The sequence below is a fragment of the Streptosporangium sp. NPDC048886 genome, assembly GCF_055586905.1.
In genome coordinates this window covers 7,363-32,624 of record NZ_JBVJHH010000025.1, presented here as the reverse complement: position 1 = coordinate 32,624, position 25,262 = coordinate 7,363, and the positions used below count along the sequence as shown (strand labels likewise).

Annotated in this window: 21 protein-coding genes, 2 tRNA genes and 2 pseudogenes; 7 read left to right on the top strand and 18 right to left on the bottom strand. The window is 69.8% G+C overall.

Annotated elements, in window-relative coordinates; translation table 11 throughout:
* Positions 1-64: 64 nt before the first annotated feature.
* Both ACZ6R6_RS28755 and ACZ6R6_RS28750 read right to left on the bottom strand, forming a co-directional pair.
* Entirely contained in the window at positions 65-1,234 is a 1,170-nt protein-coding gene (locus ACZ6R6_RS28755) for a globin domain-containing protein (protein WP_470098453.1), read from the bottom strand.
* Positions 1,235-1,804: 570 nt separating this feature from the next.
* Positions 1,805-2,383: a TetR family transcriptional regulator gene (locus ACZ6R6_RS28750; protein WP_470098451.1), complete on the bottom strand. Its 579-nt coding sequence runs from the start codon at positions 2,381-2,383 to the stop codon at positions 1,805-1,807.
* Positions 2,384-2,591: 208 nt separating this feature from the next.
* Here ACZ6R6_RS28750 and ACZ6R6_RS28745 point away from each other — a divergent pair, with 208 nt between their 5' ends.
* A complete protein-coding gene (locus ACZ6R6_RS28745; RefSeq protein ID WP_470098449.1) occupies positions 2,592-3,572 on the top strand; it encodes a VOC family protein in 981 nt (326 codons plus the stop codon).
* A 250-nt stretch (positions 3,573-3,822) separates the two neighbouring features.
* Positions 3,823-4,401: a hypothetical protein gene (locus tag ACZ6R6_RS28740; RefSeq protein WP_470098447.1), complete on the top strand. Its 579-nt coding sequence runs from the start codon at positions 3,823-3,825 to the stop codon at positions 4,399-4,401.
* Between the two features lie 76 nt (positions 4,402-4,477).
* On the opposite strand, the gene ACZ6R6_RS28735 is transcribed toward ACZ6R6_RS28740, so the two are convergent.
* From ACZ6R6_RS28735 to ACZ6R6_RS28695, 9 genes are all read right to left on the bottom strand, one after another.
* Entirely contained in the window at positions 4,478-5,572 is a 1,095-nt protein-coding gene (locus ACZ6R6_RS28735; protein ID WP_470098445.1) for a leucine-rich repeat domain-containing protein, read from the bottom strand.
* On the bottom strand, positions 5,566-6,864 hold the full coding sequence (locus ACZ6R6_RS28730; RefSeq protein ID WP_470098443.1) for an SDR family NAD(P)-dependent oxidoreductase: 1,299 nt from the start codon (positions 6,862-6,864) through the stop codon (positions 5,566-5,568). The genes ACZ6R6_RS28735 and ACZ6R6_RS28730 overlap by 7 nt, the downstream gene beginning before the upstream one ends.
* 18 nt (positions 6,865-6,882) lie before the next feature.
* Positions 6,883-6,957 (bottom strand) — tRNA-Ala (locus tag ACZ6R6_RS28725).
* Between the two features lie 11 nt (positions 6,958-6,968).
* Positions 6,969-7,043 (bottom strand) — tRNA-Ala (locus ACZ6R6_RS28720).
* Positions 7,044-7,075: 32 nt separating this feature from the next.
* Complete coding sequence (locus tag ACZ6R6_RS28715) at positions 7,076-7,450, bottom strand: alpha/beta fold hydrolase (RefSeq protein WP_470098441.1); 375 nt, start codon at positions 7,448-7,450, stop codon at positions 7,076-7,078.
* A 169-nt stretch (positions 7,451-7,619) separates the two neighbouring features.
* Positions 7,620-8,264, bottom strand: a complete 645-nt coding sequence (locus ACZ6R6_RS28710; protein ID WP_470098439.1) for a hypothetical protein — start codon at positions 8,262-8,264, stop codon at positions 7,620-7,622.
* A 112-nt stretch (positions 8,265-8,376) separates the two neighbouring features.
* Entirely contained in the window at positions 8,377-8,544 is a 168-nt protein-coding gene (locus ACZ6R6_RS28705) for a hypothetical protein (RefSeq protein ID WP_470098437.1), read from the bottom strand.
* Positions 8,545-8,661: 117 nt separating this feature from the next.
* On the bottom strand, positions 8,662-9,399 hold the full coding sequence (locus ACZ6R6_RS28700; protein ID WP_470098435.1) for a type 1 glutamine amidotransferase domain-containing protein: 738 nt from the start codon (positions 9,397-9,399) through the stop codon (positions 8,662-8,664).
* Between the two features lie 447 nt (positions 9,400-9,846).
* Positions 9,847-10,722, bottom strand: a complete 876-nt coding sequence (locus tag ACZ6R6_RS28695; RefSeq protein ID WP_470098433.1) for an NAD-dependent epimerase/dehydratase family protein — start codon at positions 10,720-10,722, stop codon at positions 9,847-9,849.
* A gap of 132 nt (positions 10,723-10,854) precedes the next feature.
* Between ACZ6R6_RS28695 and ACZ6R6_RS28690 the strand changes: the two genes are divergently transcribed.
* Positions 10,855-11,391: a MarR family winged helix-turn-helix transcriptional regulator gene (locus ACZ6R6_RS28690; RefSeq protein ID WP_470098431.1), complete on the top strand. Its 537-nt coding sequence runs from the start codon at positions 10,855-10,857 to the stop codon at positions 11,389-11,391.
* Positions 11,392-12,363: 972 nt separating this feature from the next.
* Here ACZ6R6_RS28690 and ACZ6R6_RS28685 read toward each other — a convergent pair.
* The 4 genes and pseudogenes from ACZ6R6_RS28685 to ACZ6R6_RS28670 all read right to left on the bottom strand — a co-directional run bounded on the left by ACZ6R6_RS28685 (position 12,364) and on the right by ACZ6R6_RS28670 (position 15,212).
* The gene (locus tag ACZ6R6_RS28685) at positions 12,364-13,491 is read right to left on the bottom strand and encodes a VanZ family protein (protein ID WP_470098429.1); all 1,128 of its coding nucleotides are present in this window, start codon (positions 13,489-13,491) and stop codon (positions 12,364-12,366) included.
* 91 nt (positions 13,492-13,582) lie between these two features.
* A pseudogene (locus ACZ6R6_RS28680) lies at positions 13,583-13,780 on the bottom strand (IS982 family transposase); the annotation flags it as partial.
* Between the two features lie 58 nt (positions 13,781-13,838).
* Entirely contained in the window at positions 13,839-14,489 is a 651-nt protein-coding gene (locus tag ACZ6R6_RS28675) for an MOSC domain-containing protein (protein ID WP_470098427.1), read from the bottom strand.
* Between the two features lie 69 nt (positions 14,490-14,558).
* Entirely contained in the window at positions 14,559-15,212 is a 654-nt protein-coding gene (locus ACZ6R6_RS28670; protein ID WP_470098425.1) for a hypothetical protein, read from the bottom strand.
* Between the two features lie 368 nt (positions 15,213-15,580).
* Between ACZ6R6_RS28670 and ACZ6R6_RS28665 the strand changes: the two genes are divergently transcribed.
* The 3 genes from ACZ6R6_RS28665 (at position 15,581) to ACZ6R6_RS28655 (ending at position 18,406) form a co-directional block, all read left to right on the top strand.
* A complete protein-coding gene (locus tag ACZ6R6_RS28665) occupies positions 15,581-16,009 on the top strand; it encodes a YybH family protein (RefSeq protein WP_470098423.1) in 429 nt (142 codons plus the stop codon).
* 162 nt (positions 16,010-16,171) lie between these two features.
* Positions 16,172-17,116 (top strand): RNA polymerase sigma-70 factor, encoded by a 945-nt coding sequence (locus tag ACZ6R6_RS28660; RefSeq protein WP_470098421.1) that lies wholly within the window; start codon positions 16,172-16,174, stop codon positions 17,114-17,116.
* A 93-nt stretch (positions 17,117-17,209) separates the two neighbouring features.
* Entirely contained in the window at positions 17,210-18,406 is a 1,197-nt protein-coding gene (locus ACZ6R6_RS28655; RefSeq protein ID WP_470098419.1) for an NAD(P)/FAD-dependent oxidoreductase, read from the top strand.
* Positions 18,407-18,714: 308 nt separating this feature from the next.
* Here the strand turns inward: ACZ6R6_RS28655 and ACZ6R6_RS28650 are convergent, their stop codons facing one another.
* Together ACZ6R6_RS28650 and ACZ6R6_RS28645 are read right to left on the bottom strand one after the other, a co-directional pair.
* Positions 18,715-19,356, bottom strand: a complete 642-nt coding sequence (locus ACZ6R6_RS28650) for a hypothetical protein (protein WP_470098417.1) — start codon at positions 19,354-19,356, stop codon at positions 18,715-18,717.
* A 638-nt stretch (positions 19,357-19,994) separates the two neighbouring features.
* Positions 19,995-20,405 (bottom strand): hypothetical protein, encoded by a 411-nt coding sequence (locus ACZ6R6_RS28645; protein ID WP_470098415.1) that lies wholly within the window; start codon positions 20,403-20,405, stop codon positions 19,995-19,997.
* A 98-nt stretch (positions 20,406-20,503) separates the two neighbouring features.
* Here ACZ6R6_RS28645 and ACZ6R6_RS28640 point away from each other — a divergent pair, with 98 nt between their 5' ends.
* Positions 20,504-23,191 carry an ATP-binding protein gene (locus tag ACZ6R6_RS28640; protein ID WP_470098413.1) on the top strand — a complete coding sequence of 896 codons (2,688 nt, stop codon included), beginning with the start codon at positions 20,504-20,506 and terminating at the stop codon, positions 23,189-23,191.
* 224 nt (positions 23,192-23,415) lie between these two features.
* Here the strand turns inward: ACZ6R6_RS28640 and ACZ6R6_RS28635 are convergent.
* Positions 23,416-25,262, bottom strand: a pseudogene (locus ACZ6R6_RS28635) (hypothetical protein); the annotation flags it as partial.

Sequence of the window (25,262 nt, the reverse complement as noted above, 5' to 3'; positions counted from 1 at the left end):
GATTCGGGCTGACCACCCGGCCGTGGCAGGGACCAAAGTCCCTGACCGCCGGCCCGATGGACCATCAGTTCGCCCCCAGCCACAGATCCGGGCCGAAGACCTCGTAGTGGATGTCGCGGGCCGCCACCCCGGCCCGCATCAGCCGGGCGCGCGCGTCACGCATGAACGGCATCGGACCGCACAGGTAGGCGACCGCGCCGTCCGGGATCTCGATCCCGTCCAGGTCCATCAGGCCGTCGCGGTCGGGGGCGGCCGCGCCGCTCTCGTACCAGAAGACCCGCTCGACGGCCGGCCGCAGCATGTCCTCGCGCAGCGCGTGCTCGGCCGGCGAGCGGTCGGCGTGCAGCACCAGGACGCGGCGGCGCGAGCCGGTGGCGACCAGGTGGTCGAGCATCGCCACCATGGGCGTGCAGCCGATGCCCGCCGACACCAGCACCAGCGGCGCGTCTCCGTCCTCCAGCGTCACCTCGCCGAACGGCGCCGACAGGGTGAGCTCGTCACCCGGCCGCACGGTGGTGTGCAGCAGCGTGGACACCTCGCCGGCGGGGTCGCCGTCCACGCGCTTGACCGTGATCCTGCGCAGCCTGTCCTCGCCGGCGTTCGACAGCGTGTACTGGCGCAGCTGGTGCACGCCGTCGGGCATGCGGACGCGGACGCTGACGTACTGGCCGGGGCGCGCGGGCGGGACCGGGTCGTCATCGGCCGGGCGCAGCAGGAACGAGACCACGTCCGGGGTCTCGTCCCGGCGGGCGACGACCCGCCACCGCCGCCACGTGTCGCCGCCGCGCGCGCCGGCCTCGGCGTAGATGCGGGCCTCCATCGCGATGAGCGCGCCGGCCATCAGCCAGTACACCTCGTCCCAGGCCGCGGCGACCTCCGCGGTGACGGCCTCGCCCAGCACCTCGGCGATGGCGCCGAACAGGTACTTGTGAACGATCACGTACTGGTCGTCGGTGACGCCCACCGCGGTGTGCTTGTGGGCGATGCGGGCGAGCAGGGCGTCGGGCCGCTCGTCGGGGTGGTCCAGGAGCACGGTGGCGAACGAGGCGATGGAGCCGGCCAGCGCCCTGCGCTGCTCGCCGTTGGCCTGGTTGCCTCGGTTGAACAGGCCGTCGAGCAGCTCGGGCCGCTCGCTGAACATCGTCTCGTAGAACCGCGTGGTGATGGCGTCGAGCGAGGCGCCGACAACCGGCAGCGTGGCACGGACGATCGCGGCTGATTCCGCGGACAGCATGAAGCCTCCAGAAGCACGGTGAAGGGGACCCGCTGACTGCGGCCCGGACCAGGCTAGAAGGACCCGGCAGACCGTTCACCGAGGCGAATGTCCGCACTTGCAGGGCCGAAAGTCCCTAAGAAGACACGGATCTTCTCCGGCTGGAGGAGCGCGGTCCTCTCCGGTTGGAAGAGCGCGGCCGCCACGCCGCCGAGGGCGGCCACGGCGTGGCCGGGGCACGGCGACACCGAGCCCCGGCCCGAGAACGCCCACGGTCAGCGCGATCGGGTAGGGGCCGTCCCCGACGACCGAGAGCGTCCGGCGGTGAAGCGGAGCGGGTGGTCCCCCGTGCTCAGGCGTGTCTTTTCAGGATCGCCGGGTCGATGACGGCGGGCCGGCCTGTCCTGGTGCCGACCAGGTTGCCGCGCCGCAGGTCGCCGTGGGTGAGCACGCTGGGCATGACGGGCACCAGGTCGGCCAGCCGGTGGCAGACGCGCTCCAGGCCGGCCCGGATGCGCTACGTCGACGCCGGTCAGCGATACCCGTTGGATTTTCCGCGATTACTACTGGAACCCCTCACACAGCCACACATCACAGGCTCAGGCCGGACTCCAGGTGCGCCAGCGCCCTGTCGATCTCGACCGGCCCGTCCATGCTCGCGTCCTGTGCCCACTGCACCCAGACCATGGCCACGACCCCGAAGACCGCGCCGACGGCATTCCGGATCCGCGGGTCGTCCATACTGCATCCAGCCTTGTCCGCCACGATCTCGCAGACCTCGCGGATCAAACGCGGACTCCTGCGCAGGTTGGCAACCAGCAACTCGGGCACGGTGGCGGCGAACACCTCCCGCGCGTGGCCCGCGGCGATCTCTTCGGCGGACAGGGTGGCGAATGCCGCGCGGAACGCGCTGCGCAGCACGGTGACCGGTGCGCCCGGCGGCTGAGCGGCCAGGACCTCGATGAGAGGCGGGAAACGATCGAGCGTGACCAGATGCTCCTTCGTCGGGAAGTAGCGGAAGAAGGTGGCGGGAGAGATCTCGGCGGCTTCAGCGATCTGCTCGACGGTGGTGGCGCCATAGCCGCGCTCGCGGAAGAGCGTGAACGCTTCGCGCAGGATCACCTCCCTGGTCCTGGCCTTCTTGCGTTCGCGTAGCCCGCTGTCACCCATGCATCGAACTTTACCGCACACTCAAATGATAGCTTGCTCTCAAAAGGTAGTCGTCTCTTAAAATTTGTAGCGGGAGAAGCCGTGACAGCTGCGGGCCGCGTCCGTCCAACCGGCGAAGCTCCGCCGCGACCTCGTCGGCGATGCCCCTTCACGGCCGCCTGCACACGACATCCGAGCGCTTCATCCATGACAACGGAGGTGGCCCGTTATGGGCGACGACATCAACGGCCTGCATCATGTGGGTCACATCGTGCGGGACATGGACCAGGCGATGGAGCGGTATCGCCGGCTGGGCTTCACGGTGCCGGCACCTGCTTATCCGGTTCTCCCCCGCGTGGCGGGAGGCCCTGCCGAGCCGTTCGGGGTGGCCAACACCCACGTGTACTTTCCCGGCAACTTCGTCGAGCTCGTGGCCGTCATCGACGAGACCGGCCGCATGCCCGGCGAAGCCCGCCCGATCCCGCTGCGGGTGCCCGACGACAAGCTGCCGAGGCTGGTGACCGCCATCCGCGCCACCGCCGCGAACATCAGGTCCCTGCTCCAGCGTCTCGAGGGCCTCCACATCATGATCGCCAATACGCCAGACATCGACAGCGTCGCCGCGCGGCTGACGGCCGGCGGCGTCGGCCACGGCGGCGTGCACGCCATCCAGCGGCCCGTCGAGACCAGCACAGGGACCAGGATGGAGCCCGCTCGCTACTTGGAGATCTCCGATCCCGATCTTCCAGCGGGGCGCGTACCAGAAGGCAGGATCGGGTTCGCCGAGAACACGCCGGTCGAGGCGCTGGAGGACCAGCGGCACACCGACCATCCCAACGGTGCGACAGGTCTGGTCGAATGCGTGCTGTGCGTCGCCGACTCGGCATTGCCCGAGCTGAGGCGGCGCTACGGTACCTACTTCGGCCAGCTGCGGGACGGTCAGGTGGCGCCGGGCGCGGGCACGACGCACTTCGACCGGGCGAACATCACCGTCGTGTCCGCCTCGGCGCTCGCCGGTCTGCTGCCCGGTGAGCGTCCGGCGACCCTGCCGGCGTTCGTCGCCTACACGGTGTCGGTACGCGACATCGCTGCCACCGAGCGGCTCCTGCGCGACAACGACGTCCCGGTCACGCGGACCGGTCCCGAGGAGATGTTCGTGCCCGCCGGCGCCGCCCTGGGCGCCGCGATCATCTTCCGCCAGGATGACTGAGGCGACCTGCGCACGAAGAGGTTCATGACGATCTTCCGGGGAGGCTATAAACCGGCTCATGGTTGCGCAGCGGCTGGGCGGCACCGGCCTGCAAGGTCTGCCGCCGGTCCCATTCGTCGGGAATCCACGGCGCCTTCTCCACCCGGCGCACCAAGCCCTGCCGGGCTCGTCGGAGAATCCCGCGAGCCGTGATGAATCCTGCGGCGTCCGGCGGTCGTACTGTCGAACCAGTTACCGAGGAGGGCTCCTGATGCGCAGCGTGACCTATTCGATGGCTGTGTCGCTGGACGGCTACGTCGTCGGGCCGGACGGCTCCTTCGACTGGACGGCACCCGACGAGGAGGTCTTCGACCTCGCCACCGACGAGGTACGCAAGGTCGGCGTCCATCTGCTGGGACGGCGGCTGTACGAGACCATGCTGTACTGGGAGACCGTCGACCGGAACCCGTCGCTCGACTACTCTGGGACGACTCGGACGGAGGCGTGGACGCAGATGAGCGAGACCGATCCGCATGTCCACGTCGAGCAGAAGGTGATGCAGGCCGGCGCCGCCTTCCGCAATGTGATCGTGTCGTCGTTGGGGCTCGTGCCCGACGCACCGAGTGTCGTCACCACCGGTTGCGGACTCCAGGCGCCCTATGCGATGACCTCTCCTCATCCGGAAAGCGTCACCTGCCTCGCCTGCCGGGAACACGCTCACCGGGAGCACCTGCGCTTCGCCGAGCAGGTGGAGCGTCTGAGCCGGATGCCTGGCGCGCCCGTCACCGGCGACCAGGCGGCCAAGGCCGCGCAATGGGCCCGGGATCTCGCGGAGAGGTTCTCCGGCTAGTGCGGTGACCACCGATGGCCAGGGCGGGTGTCCCCGACGCGGACGCCATGACGACCAGCGCCCGGCGCACCCGGGGTCATGGGCGCGCGGCGGTTCGGTAGACACTGCGGACCGCGGCGACGGCCGGATGCGGACGCAGACTGGGCAGCTCGGCGGCCAGCGCGTTGAGGTCCCGCTTCACACGCGACGCCACTCCCACACCCAGCGTGTACCTGGTGGGAGTGAGGGCCTGGCGGGCGCCGGTGAGGAAGTGCAGGGCACCCCGGCTGGTGACGCCCGTGTGACGCAGGTCCAGGTGTGCGAGCCGGTGCGGGGCGTCGGACAGCGCGTGCGCCACCCGGGCCGCGGCGCCGTCGCCGAGGTGGTTGTCGGCCGAGCCGAGGTGCCGGGCCGCGGGGACCCGCCCAAGATCGAGGACCTCGATCCCGACCGTCGTCGCCGCCTCGACCAGCCGCACGAGGACGGCCGCGCCGATGCCGTTGCTGGCCACCGACAGGCGCCGCAGCCTCCCCGGCCGCAGGGCGCTCGCCAGTACGGCGCCTCCCCGGTCGCCCAGGTCGGCCGCCGACGCGTACAGTTCCTCGACCCCGTCACCGGCGACGAGCCGAGCGAGTTGCACGGCTCCCGCGCCGCCGAGCGGATTGCCGCTCACGAACAGCCGCCCCGCGCCCCCGGCGGCCAGGATCCGGTCCACCAGGACGCTCAGCCCTCCGGCGTCCAGGCCGGTCTGCACGAGGTCGAGGGTGTCCAGACCGGCCGCCACGGCGACGCCGGCGATCCGGCCACCGTCCGGGCCCAGCGGGTTGCGTTTGAGCCACAGGCCCCGCACGATCCCCGGCGAGGCGGCCAGACGGTCGGCGATCCGGCAGGCCCCGGCGGAGGTGATGGCGTTGCAACCCACATAGAGGGTCGTTGCGCCGGAGCGCAGCGCGCCCGCCGCCGCGGCGTCGGCCCCGTCGTCGCCCAACTCGTCGGTGCCCAGCAGTAGATGCCTGGCGGGCCCGCCGACCGGCAAGGCGTCGGCGACCAGGCGCACGCCGTGCGGGCCGATCGCCTGCTTGCACAGGTCCAGCCGTCCGTCCGGCATCACCGTCCCGACCGGGAAGTCGGTACGGGACCTCACCGGCCGGCCGGAGCGCAGCCACGCCAGCAACTCATCGAGGTTCACCACGGGGCCACCTCGTAGTCCTTGAGCAGGACGCCGTGCACCGGGTAGCCGGCCTCACCGCGGATGATCGGGTCGTACACGCGGGACGCGCCGTCGACCACGTCCAGCGGCGTGCGCCGATCCAGCAGCTCGCGGACCGGGGCGGGCTGCTCGTCGGTGATCCAGCCGGTATCCACGCTGCACAGGTGGATGCCCTGCCGTGCCAGGTCGGCGGCGCTCGTGCGGGTCAGCATATTGAGCGCCGCCTTGGCCATGTTCGTGTGCGGGTGACGGCCCGTCTTGCCGGCTGCCGCGAACTGGCCCTCCACCGCCGAGACGTTGACGATGTAGCGCCGCTCGGCGAGCGAGCCGGCCAGCAGCGGCAGCAGCCGGTCGATCATGAGGAACGGAGCGACGGCGTTGACAAGCTGAGCCTCCAGCATCTCAGCCGGATCGACGGCGCCGATCCTGACCGACCACGAGTTGACCGGGGACGCATCCGGCAACAGCCCGGTCACGTCCAGCAGGCCCGTGTCGAACAAGCCCGTGTCGAGTGCGACGGCGGGCAGCGACTCGGACGCGTCCGGCGAGCCGGCGTCGGGCGGCGCGGTCACGCCGGGCAGCGGACGGCTCTCACCCTCGACCAGCACGGTGTAGGCCGACGGGGGCCGACGGATCGTCTGGGCGGCGTTGTTGACCAGGATGTCCAGTGGATCCCCGGCCTTCAGGAGCCGATCGGTCAGCTCGAGGACCTGGCGTGGATCGCGCAGGTCGACGCCGACGATCCGCAGGCGGCCGGCCCAGTCGCCGGTGCCGGCGAACCGGCGGGCGGCATCGTTCGGAAAGCGGGTGGTGACGGTGACATGGGCGCCGTCACGCAGCATCTTGAGCGCGAGCTCGTAGCCGATCTTCACGCGTCCGCCGGTGATGAGCGCGCGCCGCCCCGTCAGATCCGTGCGGGCCGTACGGCGAGCGACGCCGCTGGCCGCGCACGCGGGACACAGCAGGTGATACAGGCCCCCCACGCGCGTGTAGCGATCCTTGCAGACGTAGCACCTGCGTGAGCGGCGCAGGTCTCCCGCCGCCGTCGAGGCTTCCACCGGGGCGTCGGTGACCCGCTCGCGCGACCCCATCGCGGTCGCGGTGAGCACCTCTCCGTCAGCGCGGGCAACGGCCCGCTCGCGTTCGCGCCGACGGCGACGCTGCCCGTCGCGCACCAGCGCCCGGGCGGCGTGCTCCAGACGCATACGGTCCGGATCATCGAGAGGGAGGTCGCGTGCCCGGCCGAGATGCCGCAGCAGGGTGGGGACGTCCACATCACTCCTTCTGAGGGGTGGAGCTCGGCCGGATTCGAACCGGCGTCCTCCTCCATGCCATGGAGGCGCGACGACCACTGCGCTACGGGCTCCCCGCCGCGGTGTGGAGCCCAGCCGGATTCGAACCGGCGTCCTCCTCCATGCGGTGAAGGCGCGACGACCACTGCGCTATGGACTCCACCCGGGCAACCTACCGCTAGTCGATCACTTTTCACACCGACGCGGCGTCCGGGCCGGCCCTGTCCGCGCTCACTGCCCGGCCAGGCGAGCGGGGCTGGTCGCGGCGACAGGCCCGGAGGAACTCGGCGATTGGCTCGGCCTGGCCGAAGATGGCGTGACCGACCTCGGGGAGCAGGTTCACCGTCGAGAGCGGGATGCACTCACGGACGCGCCGCGCGGTCTGGTGGGAGTCGAACATGGCGTCATGTCCACCGACGATGACGAGTACGGGCATGGTGAGACCGCGCAACGCGTCGTCGTGGAACACCGGGAGCTTCTCCCTGCGCGGGTTGAAGGGCGTGAACGTCAGGACGACGGCGTCGAGCGCCTGCCGGCCCTTCTCCCCGTCCAGTCCTGCGACAGCCATCGCCGACTCACGCAGTCCGCCGCGTCGGAACGGGCCGGTCAGCAGGGCCTTGAAGATCCAGCCGACCTTCTGCCGGATATCCGAACCCGCCCGGACCCCGATTGCCGGTTCTCAGCGAAGCTGATCCGGTCTCACGGAACTGGTCCGCGCCACGTCCACGCAGCCGCCCCTATGGCGTTCGGTGCCAGGCGGCGTGGAGGGCCCGGATCTCCTCGGGGGTGCTCTCGCGGGCGATATACGGGATGTCGAGGATGTGGCGGCAGTCGGGCAGCCTGCCGCGGACCACGCTGGCGTCCTCGAGGACCTGTGCGTAGATGGAGGCGCCGTCCATGCAGAACACGTCGATAATCGCCACTCGTCCGTCGAGGGCCTGCCGCAGATTGCCGGTGTTCAGGTCGATGCCGTCCCACCAGGGCAGCCGGGCCCGAAACTCGGCGTCGACCGCAGCGGCGGCCTGCCGAACCTCCGCCAGGGCCGGGTCACCCGCGCCTTCCCGCCACTGGCGAGCGACCTCCGCTGCTCGGACCGACTCGAGCGGGGCCAGGAATTCCAGCACGGCCAGCGTGCCGCCGCCGTTCAGCGGGGTGTCGAAGGCCACGCGGGGCAGGTAGGGATTGCCGGGCTGGCGGCGGCACAGCTCGAGGAAAGCGGCATAGGCCGGGTCGAACGGGCAGATCCTGGCCGCCCACAGCCCGTCAGGAGAGCGCAGGCCGGTCGCCCAATCGCCGATGCCGCACGGGGTCCAGCCCGCCAGCACCAGCTCTGCCATGGCCTCGCGGTGGGTCATCGAGGGCCACGGCAGGTCGGGAAGCACGGGCGCAGCCTACGAGATCAGCGCGCCCGAGCGCATGCGGGTTTCCGCCGCCTACTCGGGGGTTGACGGGCATGCGAGCGAAAGTCCCGTCAGCAGAGCAGACTCGAGCGGCCTACCGTGACTTTCCGGTCGAATGCTCGTCATGCCCCTTGTCTGCGCCGGACTGGGCCTTGCGGCCCAAGCCGCACTTGGCGCCGGGGCTGTTCGGGTCCTTCGCGACCTTGGACATGATCCGCGTCTTGGCGCTGTCGTCCCACGGCGTGGGCTTGTCTTTGCTCATGTCTTGGGCGTGCCCGGGCGGCACGGATTCTTTCGGCAACCCCCTGTGAGGATCTGGGCGTCATGGGCCGGGACCGGCCGGAGAGCCGCAGCCCGGCCCGCCCGGCCGCCGAGCGCCCTACCGGCCGAGCGCCTCGATCACGAGCCGCGCCGCGGCTGCGCCGGAGTACTGCTGTTGGCCGGTGACGAGCAGACCGTCTCGCACCGCATGGGGCCGGAATCGGCCGTGCACGATGAAGTTGGTGTCCGGCAGCCTGCGGGCCTCCGTCTCGATGCGGAACGGCTGGATCCGCTGCCCGACGTATGCGTCGGCGTAGTCCTCCTCGGAGTCGGCGAAGCCGGTCCACGTCTTGCCGGCCACGAGCAGCTCGCCGTTCGACAGCCGGGTATTCAGGAGGATGCAGGTGGCATGGCAGATCACGCCGGTGATCTTGCCGGCCTCGTAGAACTCCGCCGCCAGGTCGTGGACGCGCTTGTCGGAGTAGAACGTGTACATCGGCCCCTGGCCGCCGACGACGAACACCGCGTCGTAGTCGTCGACCGAGACCTCCGTCAGGGGGACGGTGTCCTCGACGAGCCGCATGTGGTCAGGTGAGTTGACGAAGCCCAGCGTGATCAGGTCGGTCGCCGAATACCCCGATTCGTCGCGGGGGTCGCTCCAGCTGTCCGCCAGAAGCGCTCCTCCGTTTGGGCTGGCCATCACGACCTGGTAGCCCCGCTCGGTGAACTCCCAGTACGGGTGAGTCAGCTCCGACCACCAGAATCCGATCGGCCAGCCGGTCTGCTCGGACGTGGCGGGGTTGGACGCGACCATAAGGATCTTCCTGTTGGTCATCGTGTCGACATTCGCGCTCATGCTTGTGGCCCCTTCGCCCCTCAAACAGGAAGATATACAACTATGTAATCATGTAATCCTGGCGAGACTATAGCTGTTCGCTGGGGAGATAGGGGCAGGTACGATCGCCGATCTTCTTGAGTGTCCTGGTGGTTCAAGTCGCTCGATGTCACCGATCAGCCTCGGGCCTGACAGAGAACCCGACACTGGCGGGTGCGGCAGGGCAGGGAGCGCCGGCGGCGCCGGGCCGGGGACCGGCCCCAGGCCGCATGCCCGGGTCCGGCAGGCCGCCGGGCGCGCGGCCCGGCCGCGCGCCCGGCGGCCACCGTTGACCGTACGGGCCGATGAGCGGCGAAAGATTCGCCGTCAGTCCCGGAAAGACTCTCGTTGACGTGCGCCGATGCAATCCCGTGTACCGGGTGACAGCAGTCTTACCGACACCCCCGATACGGGGGTGCTGCCGTCGTCCTACCGGTAGGAGCCTTCGACGAGGTCGGCGATCGCGCCGTCACGCTGTGGACGCCAGCCGAGCTTGTCGCGTGCGGCGTCGCCGCTGACGCTCTGGTCGAGGGCGAGGGCGTCGGCGAACAGGGCGCCGAGCGCCTCACGCGCCTGGTCGAGCGGCCAGCCCTGCGGTTCCGCCTCGACACCGGCGACGCGTCCGGCCGCGGAAGCGAGGTCGTGGACGGCGACCGAGGTCTCGGTCACACCGTGCCAGAGCGACCCGGCGGGCGCCCGCTCCACTGCGACGACGAACAGATCGGCGAGGTCGTCGACGTGCACCATGGGCCAGCGCACCGCCTCTTCCCCGACGAACCTCGGCGCCGCGTGTTCGCGGGCCAGGTTCACCAGGAGAGCGGGAATGCCGCCACCCCGGCCGTGCACGATGCCCGGGCGGATCACCATGGCGCGCACACCGCTCTCGGCGGTGTCGAGCACTTGACGCTCGATCGTCGGCCGGTATCCCACGATCGGGATGGGGTTGGCAGGGGTGTTCTCGTCAACGGGGCCGGGCCCGGTGGCTCCCAGCACCCAGACGCCGCTGGTGTAGACGAAAGCCCGCCCGGTGCCGCGCAGCGGATCCGTCAGCGCGGCGATCGCAGCGGCGTCAGTCTCGGCGTCTCCGGTGGGCGTCGCCATGTTGATCACAGCGTCTATGTCGGGGGTCACCGCCCGAGTGAGCGAACGCGGATCGGTCAGGTCGCCGACACGCTGTTCACGCCCGTTCTCCGGGCGGTCGTCGGTGGCGCGGGTCAGTTCGACGACCTGGTGTCCGGCCTCGTCCAGGTGGTCCGCAACCGCCGAGCCGAGGTAACCGCCGGCACCGATAAGCAAGATCTTCATCAAAGTCTCCCCTCGAAAATTTCGATGTCGAAAACTTAAACTACGGCCTTCGCAAAAGTCAAACTCTTCGATGTCTAAGTGTTAACCTCTGCACAAAGCCCACGCTCAAGGCAGCTCAGGACAGGACTCACCATGACGACCGACGGACCCCGCGACGGAGTGGACGTGATCATCAGCCAGTGGCAGAGGGCGCGCCCCGATCTGGACTGCTCACCGATGGAGATCATCGGTCGCCTGTCCCGGGTCTCCCGCCTCCTCGAACGCGCCATCCGGGACCACTTCTCCGTGTCCGGCATCGAGCCCTGGGAGTTCGATGTGCTGGCCACCCTGCTGCGCTCCGGGCCGCCCCACGTCCTCAGCGCCGGCGAACTCAGCACGGCGGCGATGGTCAGCTCGGCCGCCCTGACCAACCGCATCGACCGGCTCGAGGAAAAGGGCCTGGTCGACCGCGCCGTCGATCCGGCCCACCGGCGCCGCGTCCTGATCTCCCTCACCGATCAAGGGCTGAGCCTGGTCAACAGGCTCGTCGAGCATCACGTCGCCAACGAGCGGCGGCTCCTGGACGGCCTGAGCTCCGCCGACCGCGACCAGATCACCGTGCTCCTGCGCCGCCTGCTCGTCTCCCTCGGCGACACGGGACCGGACACGTCCGCCACCGGCGCATGCTGAGAACGCGTCGCGTCACCGTCTCACAGCTGCTCGCCGAGGTGCGCGAGCCACCTGAACCGTGACGGAATGCCGCTAAGAAACGTGTCACCGACCGCAAATGAGAGAGAAGAGGCAGGTCAGCGGCTTGCATCAAGGAACTGCGACGGGCCCGACGGGTCGATGCCTCTATGCGGGCATACCCTCCTGACCCGCAGAGAGGTTGTGGTTCGCGGCCGGTGACACGTTTCTTAACGGCACCCCAATTCCGACCTGTTGCATCAGGCCGCACAGGTCGTTGACCGTGCGCGCCTCAACGATTCGCATCGTGCGCGGATCGCGGATCGCGGGACTCGAACGCGGTGAAGCAGCGCCGCAACGGCCGCCACCTGATCAGCCGGCCCGATGCGGCCTCCTGCATCCGGGCCGCGGCGGCGGCCTGCTCGGCGTCATACCGGGCGTGCATGACGGCCCACGATCAGATCAGACAGCAGCGGATCTTGCAGCAGTTCGGACACGGGTCGGGCGTGCTGAGTCTCGTAGTGCCCCGCGAGCCGAGCGGCGGCCATGGCCGACGTCGCGGCGTAGGTGAGCAGCGGGCCACCGCATCGGTGCATCGCCGCCACAGGCTCGCGGCCTGGGTCACATGGTGGATGAGAGGGCTGGGCGCTCAGCCCGAAACAGGGGCGGCGGCGTCCTCGCGCAGCCGGCTGTCTGATCGGGCTGACCAGCTCAGGGAAGCCAGACGACGGCCGCGCCCGCGATCCACCGTGTAGGGCATGACGGGGTCCTGGTAGCGATGGCGGAAAACCAACGAACCTGTCTCCGACCTGCGGTAACAGGACCAGGGTCAGGGCGCGGATATGTACGTGACAACAGCCTTGTCAGGCACATGCGTCCCGGAGCGCTCTCGACATCCCCGACTGCCCCTCACCGGAGGCAACACCCGTTCATGATCCACTGAATGTGGGTTTGACCTTATGTGGGCCGGACCCCTTATGGAGTGTGAGCGACGGACTCCTCGGCGACTCCCGCTCGGCGGGCATCCGGGCGGGCGGCGGCCCGGGTGATGAGCCGCGTCCGGGTCCAGCGCGCCATGACGCCGCGCCGTTCCAGTTCCAGGACGGGGAGGAGGACGAGGACGGGCACGAAGCTGCCGACGGCCGCGCCCCCGACGAGGGCGAGGTACGGCGCGGCCGAGCGGGTCAGCCGCCCGAGCACAGGCGCGGGCCGCCCGGTCGCCGCGTGGCAGATTGCGACGTGTACGGCCGCGCGGCCCGGTGTGGCGCCGTCCCTGCGCACCGCCGGGAAGAGTACGAAGATGGCCAGCCCGGTCATCGCGTACGACAAGCCGGGCAGGATGTCCCTCAGGAGGGCATCGTCGGGCATCGGGCCACCCGTGACGAGCCGGTAGCCCTGGACGGAAAGCAACCCGAACACCGGCGAGGCGAAGAACCACACCACGCCATCGAGCAGCATGGCGAGCGCCAGCCGGCCGGCGGTGGGCGAGGCGAGGTCCTGGCGGGGCGCCGGCCATGGCCCCGGCAGCAGCCGCGTGGCCGGGCCCGCCAGTGTCCAGCCGAGTCCGGCGCCGGCCGTATTGATGATCAGGTCGTCCAGGTCGAACAGCCGATACGCGCAGGGGTAGAGGCCCCACAGGCCGGTGAGCTGGGTCAACTCGATCGTCAGCGAACCGGCGAGGGAGATCATCAAGGTGCGCGCCACGCCGAGCCCCTGCCGGTAGCGCAAGAAGAAGCCGAGCGGCACGAACAGGGCGACGTTGAACACGATCTGCAGCACCGACCTGCTGTACAGCGCTGCGGGCAGGCCCCGTCCTGCGTTCTCTCTGATCACGTCCTGGACGCTCGACAGCGGCTGCCAGCGTGGCGTCGCGAGGCTCCGCCGGATCGCGCAGAAGTCCGGCGTCACCTCAGGGAGTGGAAAGAGGGTGAAGGCCACCACGCCGCAGGCGTACAGGACGAGCACCGCCGTGACGAACCCCGACCATCGACCGATTTGCCCGAAACGGCTGTATTGGCGGGACACGAAGGGCAGCAACAGCAGCGCGATGGCCAGCGGGGCGAGAAGCAGGGCGATTTTCGCCTGGGTCAGGTAGATCTCCACAAGCCGCGAAGTCTATCTAAAGAGGACATATCGCCATATTTGAGGATGTAAGTGCGGCCCTCAGAGACCCTTCCTGGCGAACCATGCCGACGGCCCGCAGCAGCCACCGGGCCTCGGAGGTGAACCCGAGGATTGCCTGCATCATCGCCGAGGTGACCAGTTCGGCATCGCCGAGCCGCGGCGCGATGCCCACGGCCGGCCGCCAGGGGGCGAGCTGTGGTGAATCCTTCAGTAGATCGTCGGTCTGGACGTGAAGTGCGGTCGCGAGGGAGTCCGGCTCTGTCTTCACCCGCCGACGTTGGCCTCCCTCGTCGCATCCGCGCAGACGATGTCCTGAAATCGATCACCTATGTGGTCGTGCGTCTGCGGGCCCGTTCCCTGGCCTCCTCGTTCAGCGCGTCAGCGACCAGCAGTCGCGGCAGCAGGTCCGGTTCGAGTGTCATCGCGCGGAAGACGAGCGCGACGGTCACGTCGTGGTCGGGCCGGTGCGCGATCTCGATGGGGTCGGAGGCCCGGATGTCTCCCGGCTCGATCACGCGCAGATAGGCGCCCGGTACCGCGGCCTGGGTAAACCGTTTGATCCAGCCCTCTCGCTCCAGCCGGCCCTGAAACGTCGCGCATGGGATCCGCGCGCACGACACCTCCAGGACCACGTCTGGCCCGATGCGCCAACGTTCACCGATCAGGGCGCCGTTGACGTCGAGGCCGAGGGTCGTGAGGTTCTCCCCGAACACGCCGTTGGCAAGCGGCCTGCCCAGCTCGGCCTCCCAACCGTCGAGATCCTCGCGGGCATAGGCGTAGACGGCCTGGTCGGAACCGCCGTGGTGCTTCACGTCGTAGACGCGGTCGCCTACGAGACCGACCTCGCCGGTGCCCTTGGGGCCGGGCGCGATGACGGCAACCGGGCCGTCAACAGGCCGCTTGTCGATGCCTGTCGCGCTGAGGCCCTTCCACGGGTTGGGTCGGGGCTTGCCGACATTGACGGAGAGCAGCTTCATGCGCGCGACGGTACGGTCTTCTGCACGCCGGGGCGACTCATTTCCCTGCCAACCCTTGGAATCGATCATCTAGTGGAAAATGACCGCGCAGCCGGTCGCGATGCTGGCCCGGCACGCCTCATGCAGGGCGAGCCACACCACAGATTCGGTCTCGAACGGTGCGCTCTCCGGCAGCGCGAACACCCGGGAGGCTTCGGCATCCGACAGGGACCCGTCCTCCTCGATCTGGACGCCGATCATCGGAGCGCACTCGCGCAACTCCGCCAGAAGACGGTTACTTGACCCGACCGTTCCGCCTCCGATGATCCCCGTTTCATCGGACAGGAAGAGCGGGTCGTAGAAGTCGACCGGAACGTAGTAGCCCTCGCAGTCGGAGTGGCAGAGCAGGTGTGAGGAGAGCTTGAAGGTCTCGTCTTCGACCTTGTAGTCGTCTCGGGAGAGTTCTTCCTGGCCGGAGACCGGCGTCACCGGCTCCTCTCTTCTGATGAGGGCGAAAACTCTGCGCAGATAGTGCAGGTACCCGTAGGGGAACGAAGCCGCATGGCTGCGCATGAACGGCGGTGTGCTCTCCGGCCCGCGCCAGACCGGTTCCTCCGGCTGACGCCATGTCACCCCTTCCCGCATCAGGGCCGCGCTCAGCCTGTCCATCTGGACGCGGTAGTGCGTGATGCCTTCTCCGTCGCTCGCCCACGACTCGATTCCCACAGATATGCCAAGACCCATGCGGTAGAACGTAGCTCCCCCATGTGAGCCGTACGTGAACCGCCCCGAGTCCGCCGCGATCACACATCACCGGACAGCGCCTGCCGCGTAACCAGGGCCGGGAGCCCTCTACATCGTGACCGGCTCCCGCTGTAAGCGGGATGTCAGGAGGCCGTCGAGCAGCTCGGCAGCGACAAGGCCGCGGTGCGGCCGGGCGGGCTGTACGCGCTGGAGCGACTGGCCCAGGACAACCCCGGCGGGGCTGATACGGCAGATCCGTCAGCTTGTGGCACCTCACACTTCAGTGGGCTGCGTCGTCGGACTACTGAGACCACAGGGGCCGCCGCCAGGTGAGCTGGTCGCGGTCGGATTCTTGAACGGAGGATGCGATGACTTCGAACGATTCCGAGGTCAGGGCGCTCTTGGACAGTCGAGTCGAGGCCTGCCAGGCAAAGGATATCGATCGACTCATGTCACATTATTCTTCCGACATCGTTTATTACGATGTCGTTCCGCCTCTCCAGTTCGCGGGATCCGATGAAGTCCGCGGCAACTTCGTGCGGTGGTTCGATGAATACGACGGCCCCATCGGCCTGGAAACGCATGACCTTGCCATTGCGGCGAGTGCAGATTTCGCGCTTGCGCACATGCTTCACCTGGACAGCGGAACGCGGAAGAACGGACTCCAGAGCGCGATATGGGTGCGGTCGACGGTCTGTTGCCGACGGTCGAACGACAAGTGGTTGATCACGCATGAACATGTCTCGGTGCCGATCGACCCCCAGAACCTTCAGGCCTGGTTTCCGCCGGGAATGTGAGCCGGCCTGATCGTTCATCTGAGAAAATGGCCTGCTGCCGGGGGGACATGGCGTACCAGCGGGCGTACCAGCCGGCAGGAACGCTCCGGCGACACCATGACCGGCGTCCCGGCCCGCGGCATCGCCTCGCGGCACCCGCGTCGCGCGATCTAGGATCGGGCCATGCCCTTGACCGCGAACGACGTCGACCGGTTCGAAGCCGTCAGGCCGCGCCTGGAGGCCATCGCCTACCGCCTTCTCGGCTCCGCCGGGGAGGCCGAGGACGCCGTGCAGGAGACGTTCCTGCGCTGGCAGGCCGCCGACGTCGACCGCATCGAGGTCCTTGAGGCCTGGCTGACGAAGGTCCTCACCAACCTGTGCCTCAACCAGCTCACCTCAGCGCGGGCGCGCCGCGAGACCTACGTGGGCCAATGGCTTCCCGAGCCGCTGCTCGCCGGGGACCCGATGCTCGGCCCGGCCGAAACCGCCGAGCAGCGCGAATCGGTCTCCTACGCGGTCCTCACCCTCATGGAGCGCCTGTCCCCCAACGAGCGGGCGGTGTACGTGCTGCGGGAGGCCTTCGGCTACCCGCACCGGGAGATCGCCGAGATCCTCGACATCACCGAGGCCGCCAGCCAGCAGGTCTTCCACCGCGCCAAGAAACACGTCGCGGACGGCAGGGCCCGGACCGAGATCGACGAGGCCGCCGCCCGGCGGATCGTCGAGGAGTTCCTGGCAGCCGCCACCAGCGGCCAGACCGAACCGCTCGTGCGCCTGCTCACCGAGGACGCCATCTCGATCGGAGACGGCGGAGGGAAGGTCCCGGCCCGCGCCAAGGCGTTCGAGGGCGTCGTCGCGGTCGCGAAGTTCCTGCGGGGCCTGTTCAAACCCAGCACGGCCAAGCGCGCCATCGTCGGCGGCGCGCTCAAGGTCTACGCCTGGACCGCCAACGGCGACCCCGCCGTCGTGGCCGTCGTGGACGGCCGGGTCGTCGGCGTCATGTGCCTGGAGGTCACCGCCGAGGGCATCGCCGCGTTCCGCAACCAGGTCAACCCCGACAAGCTCGACCGCGCGACCGCGCACTGGGCGGCCGCCGACCACGGGGAGCCCCTGTTCGACGCCTTCTGATCGCTATGTGAGGTGCTTCACATCGCGTTCCTGTCAGGAAACGACGGGCCACCCGGTTCAAGAGGCAAACCCGCGCAAGACAGGAGCAAGGAAATGCAGCACCGCATCATCGTCCTGGGGGCCGGATACACCGGAGCCATCGCCGCCGGCCGCCTGGCCAAGCGGCTCCGCCGCGAGGACGTCGCCATCACCCTCGTCAACGCCGAGCCCGACTTCGTCGAACGCGTCCGCATGCATCAGCTGGCGGCCGGTCAGGACCTCAAGCTGCGGCCGTTGCGCGAGATGTTCGCGGGCACCGGCGTCGAATTCAGGCTCGCGGAGGTCACCGGCGTCGACGTGGACCGCAAGAGCGTCGCGGTCGTCGGCGCGAACGGCACCGAAGAACTCGGCTACGACACGCTCGTCTACGCCCTGGGCAGCGGCTGGGACGCTCAAGGTGTCCCCGGGACCGCCGAGCACGCCTATGAGGTCGCCGGCCGCCCCGGAGCACTCCGGCTGCGCGAGCGTCTGGCCCGCCTCGACGCCGGGCAGAGTGTGGTCGTCGTCGGCGGCGGCCTCACCGGCCTGGAGGCCGCGACCGAGATCGCCGAGGCCCGCCCGGACCTCGACGTCGCCCTCGCCGCCCGCGGCGACCTTGGGGACTGGCTCTCGCCCAAGGGCCGCGAGCACCTGCGGAAGGTCTTCGGCGAGCTCGGGATCACCGTGCACGAGCACACCGCCGTCACCGGCGTCGAAGCCGAGCGCGTCGCCACCGCCGACGGCAAGGCCATCCCGGCCGCGGTCACCGTGTGGACCACCGGCTTCGCGGTCCATCCGATCGCGGAGGCGACCGCCCTGGAGGTCACCGGCACCGGCCAGATCGTGGTCGACGGGACCATGCGCTCGGTCTCGCACCCGGACGTGTACGCCGTCGGCGACGCGGCCATGGTGATGGGCCCTGGGGACAAGCCGCTGCGGATGTCGTGCGCCTCGGGGACTCCGACCGCGTGGCAGGCCGCCGACGCGATCGCGGCGCGCCTGACCGGCGGGAAGCTCTCGACTGTGCCGATCCGCTACTTCAATCAGTGCATCTCACTGGGCCGCAAGGAGGGCTTGATCCAGTACGTCACCGCCGACGACCGCGCCGTGCAGGCGGTCCTGACCGGACGGCTCGCCGCCGTCTACAAGGAGCTGGTCTGCAAGGGCGCCGCCTGGGGCGTCGCCAACCCGACGCTCGGGCTGCCGACCCGGCGCCGCCGCATCACGCGGGAGCGGGCCGCGGCGGGCTCGGCCGTCGGGGCCCTGCTGTAGAGCACGAGGTGGATCAGGCGTCCTCGATGCAGCCGACCAGCGAAGAAGACGGGCGGAAAGGTCAGGAAGCCTCACGGCGAGCACTCTGGCGACCTCGACACCCTCGCAACCCCGGGACGGGCAGTCGGCGGCTGATCGGCAACGCTCCGACAGGCCCGCCTTGGGGGCGGAGGGTGTTTCATGAGCGGTCGTCCGGTGGACGGCCGGAGCCGGGCCCGACTTGCCGACTGAGTCGCCGCACCCCGCCGCGGACAGGAGCGGTGGACCGGACGGGACGCGCCGAAGAGCGGGTCCCGCCCGGTGACGGATCAGAGCTGGCCGCTCTCGATCGCCTGCTTGAGGGCCGCCTGCGTCGCCTGGTGGGAGGCGACGCCGTTCGTGACGACGAAGTCGATCAGCGAGGTGTCTGCGTCGAAGACGAGCTGCTCGGTGACCCTGGCCGTCCCGCTGTCCAGTTCCTCGAAGACGATCTTCTGGTGCGTGACGACACCGGGCAGCGACCAGGTGTCCGTCTCGTACTTGAGGGCGGCGCGGTCGATGCGCTGTTGCGCGTGGGTCTTGCTGGTGACGATCGCGCCCTGGTAGGGGATCTCCTCGATGGCCGTGAAGTCGATGTAGCGCGTGCCGGCCTGAAGCCGGTCGTCGTGGGTGACGACACGCTTCAGGAACGAATGCATGCCGATGTGGTTGTTGATGTTCGAATATTTGTCGAACACATGCTCCACCGGGGCGTCGATCTCGATCGAGATCATGGCCTTCTCCCTGCTCCGCCCCGAGCCCGGAGAGGGAGGGGGCGCGGAGTCGTAGAACCTGTAGGTGTCCCACGCGGCCTGCCACTCGGCGGCGAGCTCGGCGTCGCTCTGAGGGGTGTCGGCACGCGCGGGGCCGGAGAAGGCGGTGAGAAGGAACATCGCGGCGAACAGCTGGGCCGCGAGAAAGGGCTCAACCAACGATCCGATCTCAGCGGTCCCGCGTTCGTCGAAGGCCCGGAACACTCGCACGGTTGGATCTGGTGCCCCATCGTCCCGAAGGCGATCGGTGGGGAGGAAGTCAGCCAGTTCGAACCCGGAAGCGTGCTCGTTCTCGCTCAGGAAGAAGGCCCCGCCGACGAGGTCGGGATCCCAGCCATGTGTCAAGGCGTAGTCGATGACCCTCCGCACGTCCTTGGGGGTCGGATAGGTGGAATCAGTCGCGCAGCCCCCCGGCAGGACCGCCTTTGACGACAGATCCGCCTGGAGTGCACGGCTGTTCTTCCCGGCACCCCAGACCCGCAAGCGAATACACCTGTGACAGTCACGCTCACCGGACACGTGGTGGACCGGGCCCGTCCATACGAACTCTCGCCCGCCCGCATACAGCTTTCGCAACCTCGCCCGCACGCTGCCCGCCTCACCTCATCGGCCGGGTTGAAGCCCATGACTGCTCACCCGCGTACTGTGCGCGCATCTGCTGGCTTCCCTAACGTACAGGGCGACGGCCTCCGGTGCTGTCCAGCAACCTCGGCGCCGTGCCCGTCGCGTGCCCGATCGGCTCTTGCTCCTCGCGCGCCAGACCGTGAAGCGACGGGCACCGATGGACTGCGGTGAGTTCACCTGGTCTTGCGAAGACCGGCGAACTGCAGACCGGTGAAACCGGCGACCACTATGTCCTGGACGATCACGAGTGCGGTGCCCAGGTTGGTCAGCGGGAACCAACCGGCGATGAGCAGTTCCGCGCTCGCGACGACCCAGGCGACGTTGACAGCCATCACGATGCCCACGGCGGCCTTGCTCATCGTCGGCCGGGAGGCGAGGAGGAACAGGGCGGCCGCCCAGGCGACCAGGAACGCGCCAACGGGGTAGAGGAAGGCGGCGGGGAGGCCGAACAACTCGCCGAAGATCGCCGCAGCGGCGGCGTAGACGACTCCATTGGCGCCCGAGGCCATCGCATCCTGCTTGAGGGCGAAACGGAGGAGCTTGGCGTCGGCGACGGTCTTGACGGTGCTGGCGACGGTGGCCATTCGGGAGTTCCCTTCGCAGTGCTGACGTGCGTGTGATCACGAAGCTACGCAGGTCTGCACAACCCCGAATCAGTCATCGTGACGGTAGGTTCCTGAACGTGCTGTACGGACGATCCAGGGAACAAGCGGACATCGAACGGCTCCTGGCGGAGGCCAGGGCCGGCCAGAGCGGGACTCTTGTTGTTCGGGGCCAGGCGGGCATCGGTAAGTCGGCGCTCCTGCACCATGCCGCCGCGCGAGCGGAAGACATGCGAGTGCTGCGCGGCGTCGGCATCGAATCAGAGGCCGAGCTGCCCTTCGCCGCGCTTCATTCCCTCCTTCGCACCGGGCTGGGCCAGATCCGCACCCTGCCGGACGCGCAGGCCACCGCGCTCAGCGGGGCCTTGGGCCTGGGCGACATCGCACCGGAAAACCGGTTCCTGGTCGGGTTGGCCACGCTGAGTCTTCTCTCCGAAGTCGCAGGGGATGGCGCGCTGCTCTGTCTCATCGATGACGCACAGTGGTTCGACCAGGCATCCATCGACGCGCTGTTGTTCGCCGCCCGCCGCCTCGACGCTGAAGGCGTCGCTATGATCTTCGCCGCTCGAGAGGGTTTCCCCGCCGCAGGGCTGCCCGAGCTCCGGCTGGGTGGGTTGGACGATGCCGCCGCCGCCGCCCTGCTTCCGGACGTTCTCCCACCGCAGGTGCGAGAACGTCTCATCGAGGAAGCGGACGGCAACCCCCTGGCGCTCATCGAACTGCCCGCCGCGCTCACCGCCGAACAGCGCGCCGGGCGATTGTCGCCGGTGGGTGCGATGCCCGTCGCCGACCGGGTTCAGGAGATGTTCCGAAACCAGATAGCCGCCCTTCCCGAGGCGGCGCGCACCGCGCTGCTGATCGCGGCGGCGGACGGGTCCGGTGAGCTTGAGACGGTGGTGGGTGCGGGTGCCTCCCTCCAGGGCCTTGAGTCAGCCGAGCGGAACCGCCTGATGGAGATCAGGGGGGCGACCGTCGGTTTCCGCCATCCCCTCATCAGGGCCGCCGCCTACCAGAGCGCGCCGGTCACCCGGCGCCTTGCCGTACATCGAGCCCTTGCCGACGCCCTGACCGCCTCCGTCGCCGTGGACGCGGCCGACCGGCGGGCATGGCACCTGGCCTCCGCCGTGCTCGGCCCTGACGAGGAGGTCGCGCGAGAGTTGGAGGAGGTGGCGGAACGGGCACGTACTCGCAGTGGCCACGCCGCGATCGCGGCCGCTTACGAGCGTGCTGCCGAGCTCACCGCCGATCCGGTACGGCGGTCGGGACGGCTGGCCGCTGCCGCGTTGGCGGCAAGCGATGCCGGGCTGATGGGGCGTGCGGCCGCGCTCGCTGACAGCGCCACGCCTGACGTGGATGACCCCATCGTGATCGGCGCGCTGATCCAGGTACGTGCCCATCGCGAATTCGAGCAGGGCACACCGCTCGCGGCGGGCCGGATCATCATGGACGGTGTTCCTCGTGTGCTGGCCCGTTCCTCCGAGCGGGCCGCCTGGCTGCTGGTGGAAGCCGTCCGCTGCGCCTGGTCCGCCGGCGATGCGGGGTTGGCCGAGGAGGCGGCCACCGGCCTCCGCGCGCTCCCGGAGATCGGCTCGCCGCTGGTCTCCGGGGCGCTCGGGCTGACCCGCCTGCTGAGCGGCGACATCGGAGGTGGGGCCAAGCTCATGGGCGAGGCGGTCGACGGACATGCGCTTGCCGAGCTGGGAGTGCCTGGGCTGACCTTCACCGCCTCCCTGTGCTTCCCGCTGGGCCGCGCCGCCCGCTACGAGGAGATCGCCGGACGGGTCGTGGCGGAGTGCCAGAAAAGCGGAATGATCGGTTGGCTCGCCGCCGCATTCCAGGATCATGGTCTCGCGCAGGGGTGGCTCTGCCGGTACGGCGAGGCCAAGGCGACCCTCAACGCAGGGCTGCGGCTGGCGGCGGAACTGGGGCACGAGCATCAGGTCAGTCATCTCATGTGCTCTCTCGCCTGGGTGCTCGCTCACCAAGGGGATGTGGATCAGTGTCGCGCCAACGCCGAGGAGGGCATCGCGAGAGCCGACGACCAGGGACTGGTCCTCGCGGCGGCCATCGGGCGCTGGGCGCTCGGCCGGCTCGAACTCGGCCTGGGCCGTCCGGACGCCGCCCTCCAGCAGTTTGAGGGCATCCTGTCGACGGGCCTCACCGTCCTCTCCGCCGCTGACCAGGTCGAGGCCGCCATCCGTGGCGGCCGGCCCGAGCGGGCGAAGGAGCCGCTCGCCAGATACCTGGAGTGGGCACGGCACGTCCGCCAGCCGTCGTCGGACGCGATCGCCCTGCGCTGCCGTGCCCTCGTCGAGAAGGACGAGGCGCACTTCGTGCATGCCGTGCGCTGCCATGAGGCAGGCGATCAGCCGTACGAGCGGGCGAGGACGCAGCTCGCCTATGGCGAGTGGCTGCGACGGGCACGGCGGCGAGCGGACGCCCGCGCGCAGTTACGGGGTGCGCTGGAGATCTTCGACCGGCTCGGCACGGAGCTGTGGGCCGAGCGCGCCCGAGCGGAGTTGCGCGCGACCGGAGACGTGCCGGCGGCGCCGCGCAAGGCCGACGACCCGCTCAGCGTACTCACCCCCAGGGAACGCCAGATCGTACGGCTGGCGGCCAACGGCACCTCCAACCGCGACATCGCCGCTCAGCTTTTCCTCAGCCCGCGGACCGTCGGCTATCACCTCTACAAGGCGTTCCCCAAGCTTGGTATCACCTCTCGGTCTCAGTTGGCGGCTGTCGCCCGGTCCTCGCCGGTGCCAGACTGACCGATGTCCGCTCGGAAGTCGGATCGAAGCCGCGGCGCCTTGCACCGTCCGCCGGCCCAGGCACTCTGCGGCACAGCAGGAAAGTACAGCGACAGGGGCCGTCAGCGCGTCACCGATGAAGGTGACCGACGTGCATACGTCGCCGCCTGTGGGGCGGGCGGAGCGCATCTCCTCCCATTCATGTCGTAACCGGTCAGACCCGGTGAACCTTTCCGGTCACCGCACTATGGACAGATCGGCCGGCGCGGCTCGTCCTTCAGGTGCAGGTTCCACTCGGCGTCGGTGAGAGTACGGCCCGCCGTCGCGCAGAGCAGCGCCACCGGGTCGGCCACCGTCGCGGTCCCCCACAGCCGCGCGGCGCCGTCCTCGCCCGCGGTCGCGAGGGTACGGCCGTCGGGGCTGAACGCCACCCCCAGGGACGAGCCGCCGGAGTCCGTCATCGGCCGGCCGATCTGCCGGTACGCCTCGGGGTCCCAGAACCTGACCGTCCCGTCGATCCCGGTGCTGGCGAGCAGCCGTCCGTCCCGGCTGAACGCCACCCGCAGCACCGTGCCCGTGTGCCCGGTGAGCGGTTGGCCCAGTTGCCGGCGCGTCCGCACGTCCCACAGCCTGACCGTCCCGTCGACTCCGGCGCCGGCGAGGGTCCTGCCGTCGGGGCTGAAGGCCAGGTCGTACACCGGACCCGGGTGCCCGGTGAGCGGCGCCCCGAGCCGCCGGCCGGTGGCGGCGTCCCAGAACCTGATCGTGGTGTCGAGGCCACCGGTGGCGAGGGTCTTCCCGTCGGGGCTGAAGGTCACCGTCCAGATCGTGTCGGTGTGCCCGGTGAGCGGCCGGCCCAGCGGCCGGCGCGTCCGCACGTCCCACAGCCTGATCGTCCCGTCGGCGCCGGCGCCTGCCAGGATCCGCCCGCCGGAACCGAACGCCACGTCGTACACCGGGCCGGAGCGCCCGGTGAGCGGCGCCCCGAGCCGCCGGCCGGTGGCGGCGTCCCAGAGCAGTACGGTCCCGTCTCCTCCGGCGCCGGCGAGCACACGGCCGTCCGGGCTGAACGCCACCCCCAGGACGGCGTCGGTGTGACCCGTGAGCGGCGCGGCGGTCTCCTCACGGGTGACGGGGTCCCACAACCTGACCGTCTTGTCGTCCCCGGCGGTGGCGAGGGTCCTGCCGTCGGGGCTGAACGTCAACGCCCTGATCGGGCCGGTGTGACCGGTGAGGGGCCGCCCGAGCCGGCGATGGACGGCGGGATTCCACAACCTGATCATGCCGTCGTTACCCGCGCTGGCCAAGGTGCCGCCGTCGGGGCTGAACACCATGGCCCTGGCCTGGTCGGTGTGGCCGGTGAGTGCCTCCCCGAGCTGCCGGTGGGTGGCCGGATCCCACAACCTGACCGTGCCGTCGCCTCCCGCGCTGGCCAGGGACCGGCCGTCGGGGCTGAACCTCACCTCCCAGATGACGTTGTCGGTGTGGCCGGTGAGTGCCTCCCCGAGCTGCCGGTGGGTGGCCGGATCCCACAACCTGACCGTGCCGTCGTCCCCCGCGCTGGCCAGCGTCTTCCCGTCGGGACTGAACGCCACCCGCAGCACCGTCTCGGTGTGCCCGGAGAGCGGCCGGCCGAGCCGGCGGCGGGTGACCGCGTCCCACAGCCGGACGACCTTGTCGTTGCCACCCGTCGCGAGGGTGCGGCCGTCGGAGCCGAACGCCACGTCGTACACCGGACCGGGGTTGCCGAGCGGGCGGCCGAGCCGGCGGCGGGTGGCGGGGTCCCACAACCTGACGGAACCGTCGACTCCGGCGCTGGCGAGCGTCCGCCCGTCGGGACTGAACGCCACCCCGTAGACCGCGCCGCTGTGGCCGGTGAGGGGCTGCCCGAGCTGCCGGCCGGTGACGGGGTCCCACAGCCTGACCGTGCCGTCCTCCCCCGTCGTGGCGAGGGACCGGCCGTCGGGGCTGAACGCCACGTCCTCGGCCGGGCCGTCGTGGCCGGTGAGGGGCTGCCCGAGCTGCCGGCCGGTGACGGGGTCCCACAGCCTGACCGTGCCGTCCTCCCCCGTCGTGGCGAGGGACCGGCCGT

What these genes read in the sequence shown, in the direction of transcription:
- ACZ6R6_RS28755 (WP_470098453.1), bottom strand. Translation starts at nt 1,234, where the DNA reads ATGCTGTCCGCGGAATCAGCCGCGATCGTCCGTGCCACGCTGCCGGTT.
- ACZ6R6_RS28750 (WP_470098451.1), bottom strand. Translation starts at nt 2,383, where the DNA reads ATGGGTGACAGCGGGCTACGCGAACGCAAGAAGGCCAGGACCAGGGAG.
- ACZ6R6_RS28745 (WP_470098449.1), top strand. Translation starts at nt 2,592, where the DNA reads ATGGGCGACGACATCAACGGCCTGCATCATGTGGGTCACATCGTGCGG.
- ACZ6R6_RS28740 (WP_470098447.1), top strand. Translation starts at nt 3,823, where the DNA reads ATGCGCAGCGTGACCTATTCGATGGCTGTGTCGCTGGACGGCTACGTC.
- ACZ6R6_RS28715 (WP_470098441.1), bottom strand. Translation starts at nt 7,450, where the DNA reads ATGGCTGTCGCAGGACTGGACGGGGAGAAGGGCCGGCAGGCGCTCGAC.
- ACZ6R6_RS28705 (WP_470098437.1), bottom strand. Translation starts at nt 8,544, where the DNA reads ATGAGCAAAGACAAGCCCACGCCGTGGGACGACAGCGCCAAGACGCGG.
- ACZ6R6_RS28700 (WP_470098435.1), bottom strand. Translation starts at nt 9,399, where the DNA reads ATGAGCGCGAATGTCGACACGATGACCAACAGGAAGATCCTTATGGTC.
- ACZ6R6_RS28695 (WP_470098433.1), bottom strand. Translation starts at nt 10,722, where the DNA reads ATGAAGATCTTGCTTATCGGTGCCGGCGGTTACCTCGGCTCGGCGGTT.
- ACZ6R6_RS28690 (WP_470098431.1), top strand. Translation starts at nt 10,855, where the DNA reads ATGACGACCGACGGACCCCGCGACGGAGTGGACGTGATCATCAGCCAG.
- ACZ6R6_RS28675 (WP_470098427.1), bottom strand. Translation starts at nt 14,489, where the DNA reads ATGAAGCTGCTCTCCGTCAATGTCGGCAAGCCCCGACCCAACCCGTGG.
- ACZ6R6_RS28670 (WP_470098425.1), bottom strand. Translation starts at nt 15,212, where the DNA reads ATGGGTCTTGGCATATCTGTGGGAATCGAGTCGTGGGCGAGCGACGGA.
- ACZ6R6_RS28665 (WP_470098423.1), top strand. Translation starts at nt 15,581, where the DNA reads ATGACTTCGAACGATTCCGAGGTCAGGGCGCTCTTGGACAGTCGAGTC.
- ACZ6R6_RS28660 (WP_470098421.1), top strand. Translation starts at nt 16,172, where the DNA reads ATGCCCTTGACCGCGAACGACGTCGACCGGTTCGAAGCCGTCAGGCCG.
- ACZ6R6_RS28655 (WP_470098419.1), top strand. Translation starts at nt 17,210, where the DNA reads ATGCAGCACCGCATCATCGTCCTGGGGGCCGGATACACCGGAGCCATC.
- ACZ6R6_RS28645 (WP_470098415.1), bottom strand. Translation starts at nt 20,405, where the DNA reads ATGGCCACCGTCGCCAGCACCGTCAAGACCGTCGCCGACGCCAAGCTC.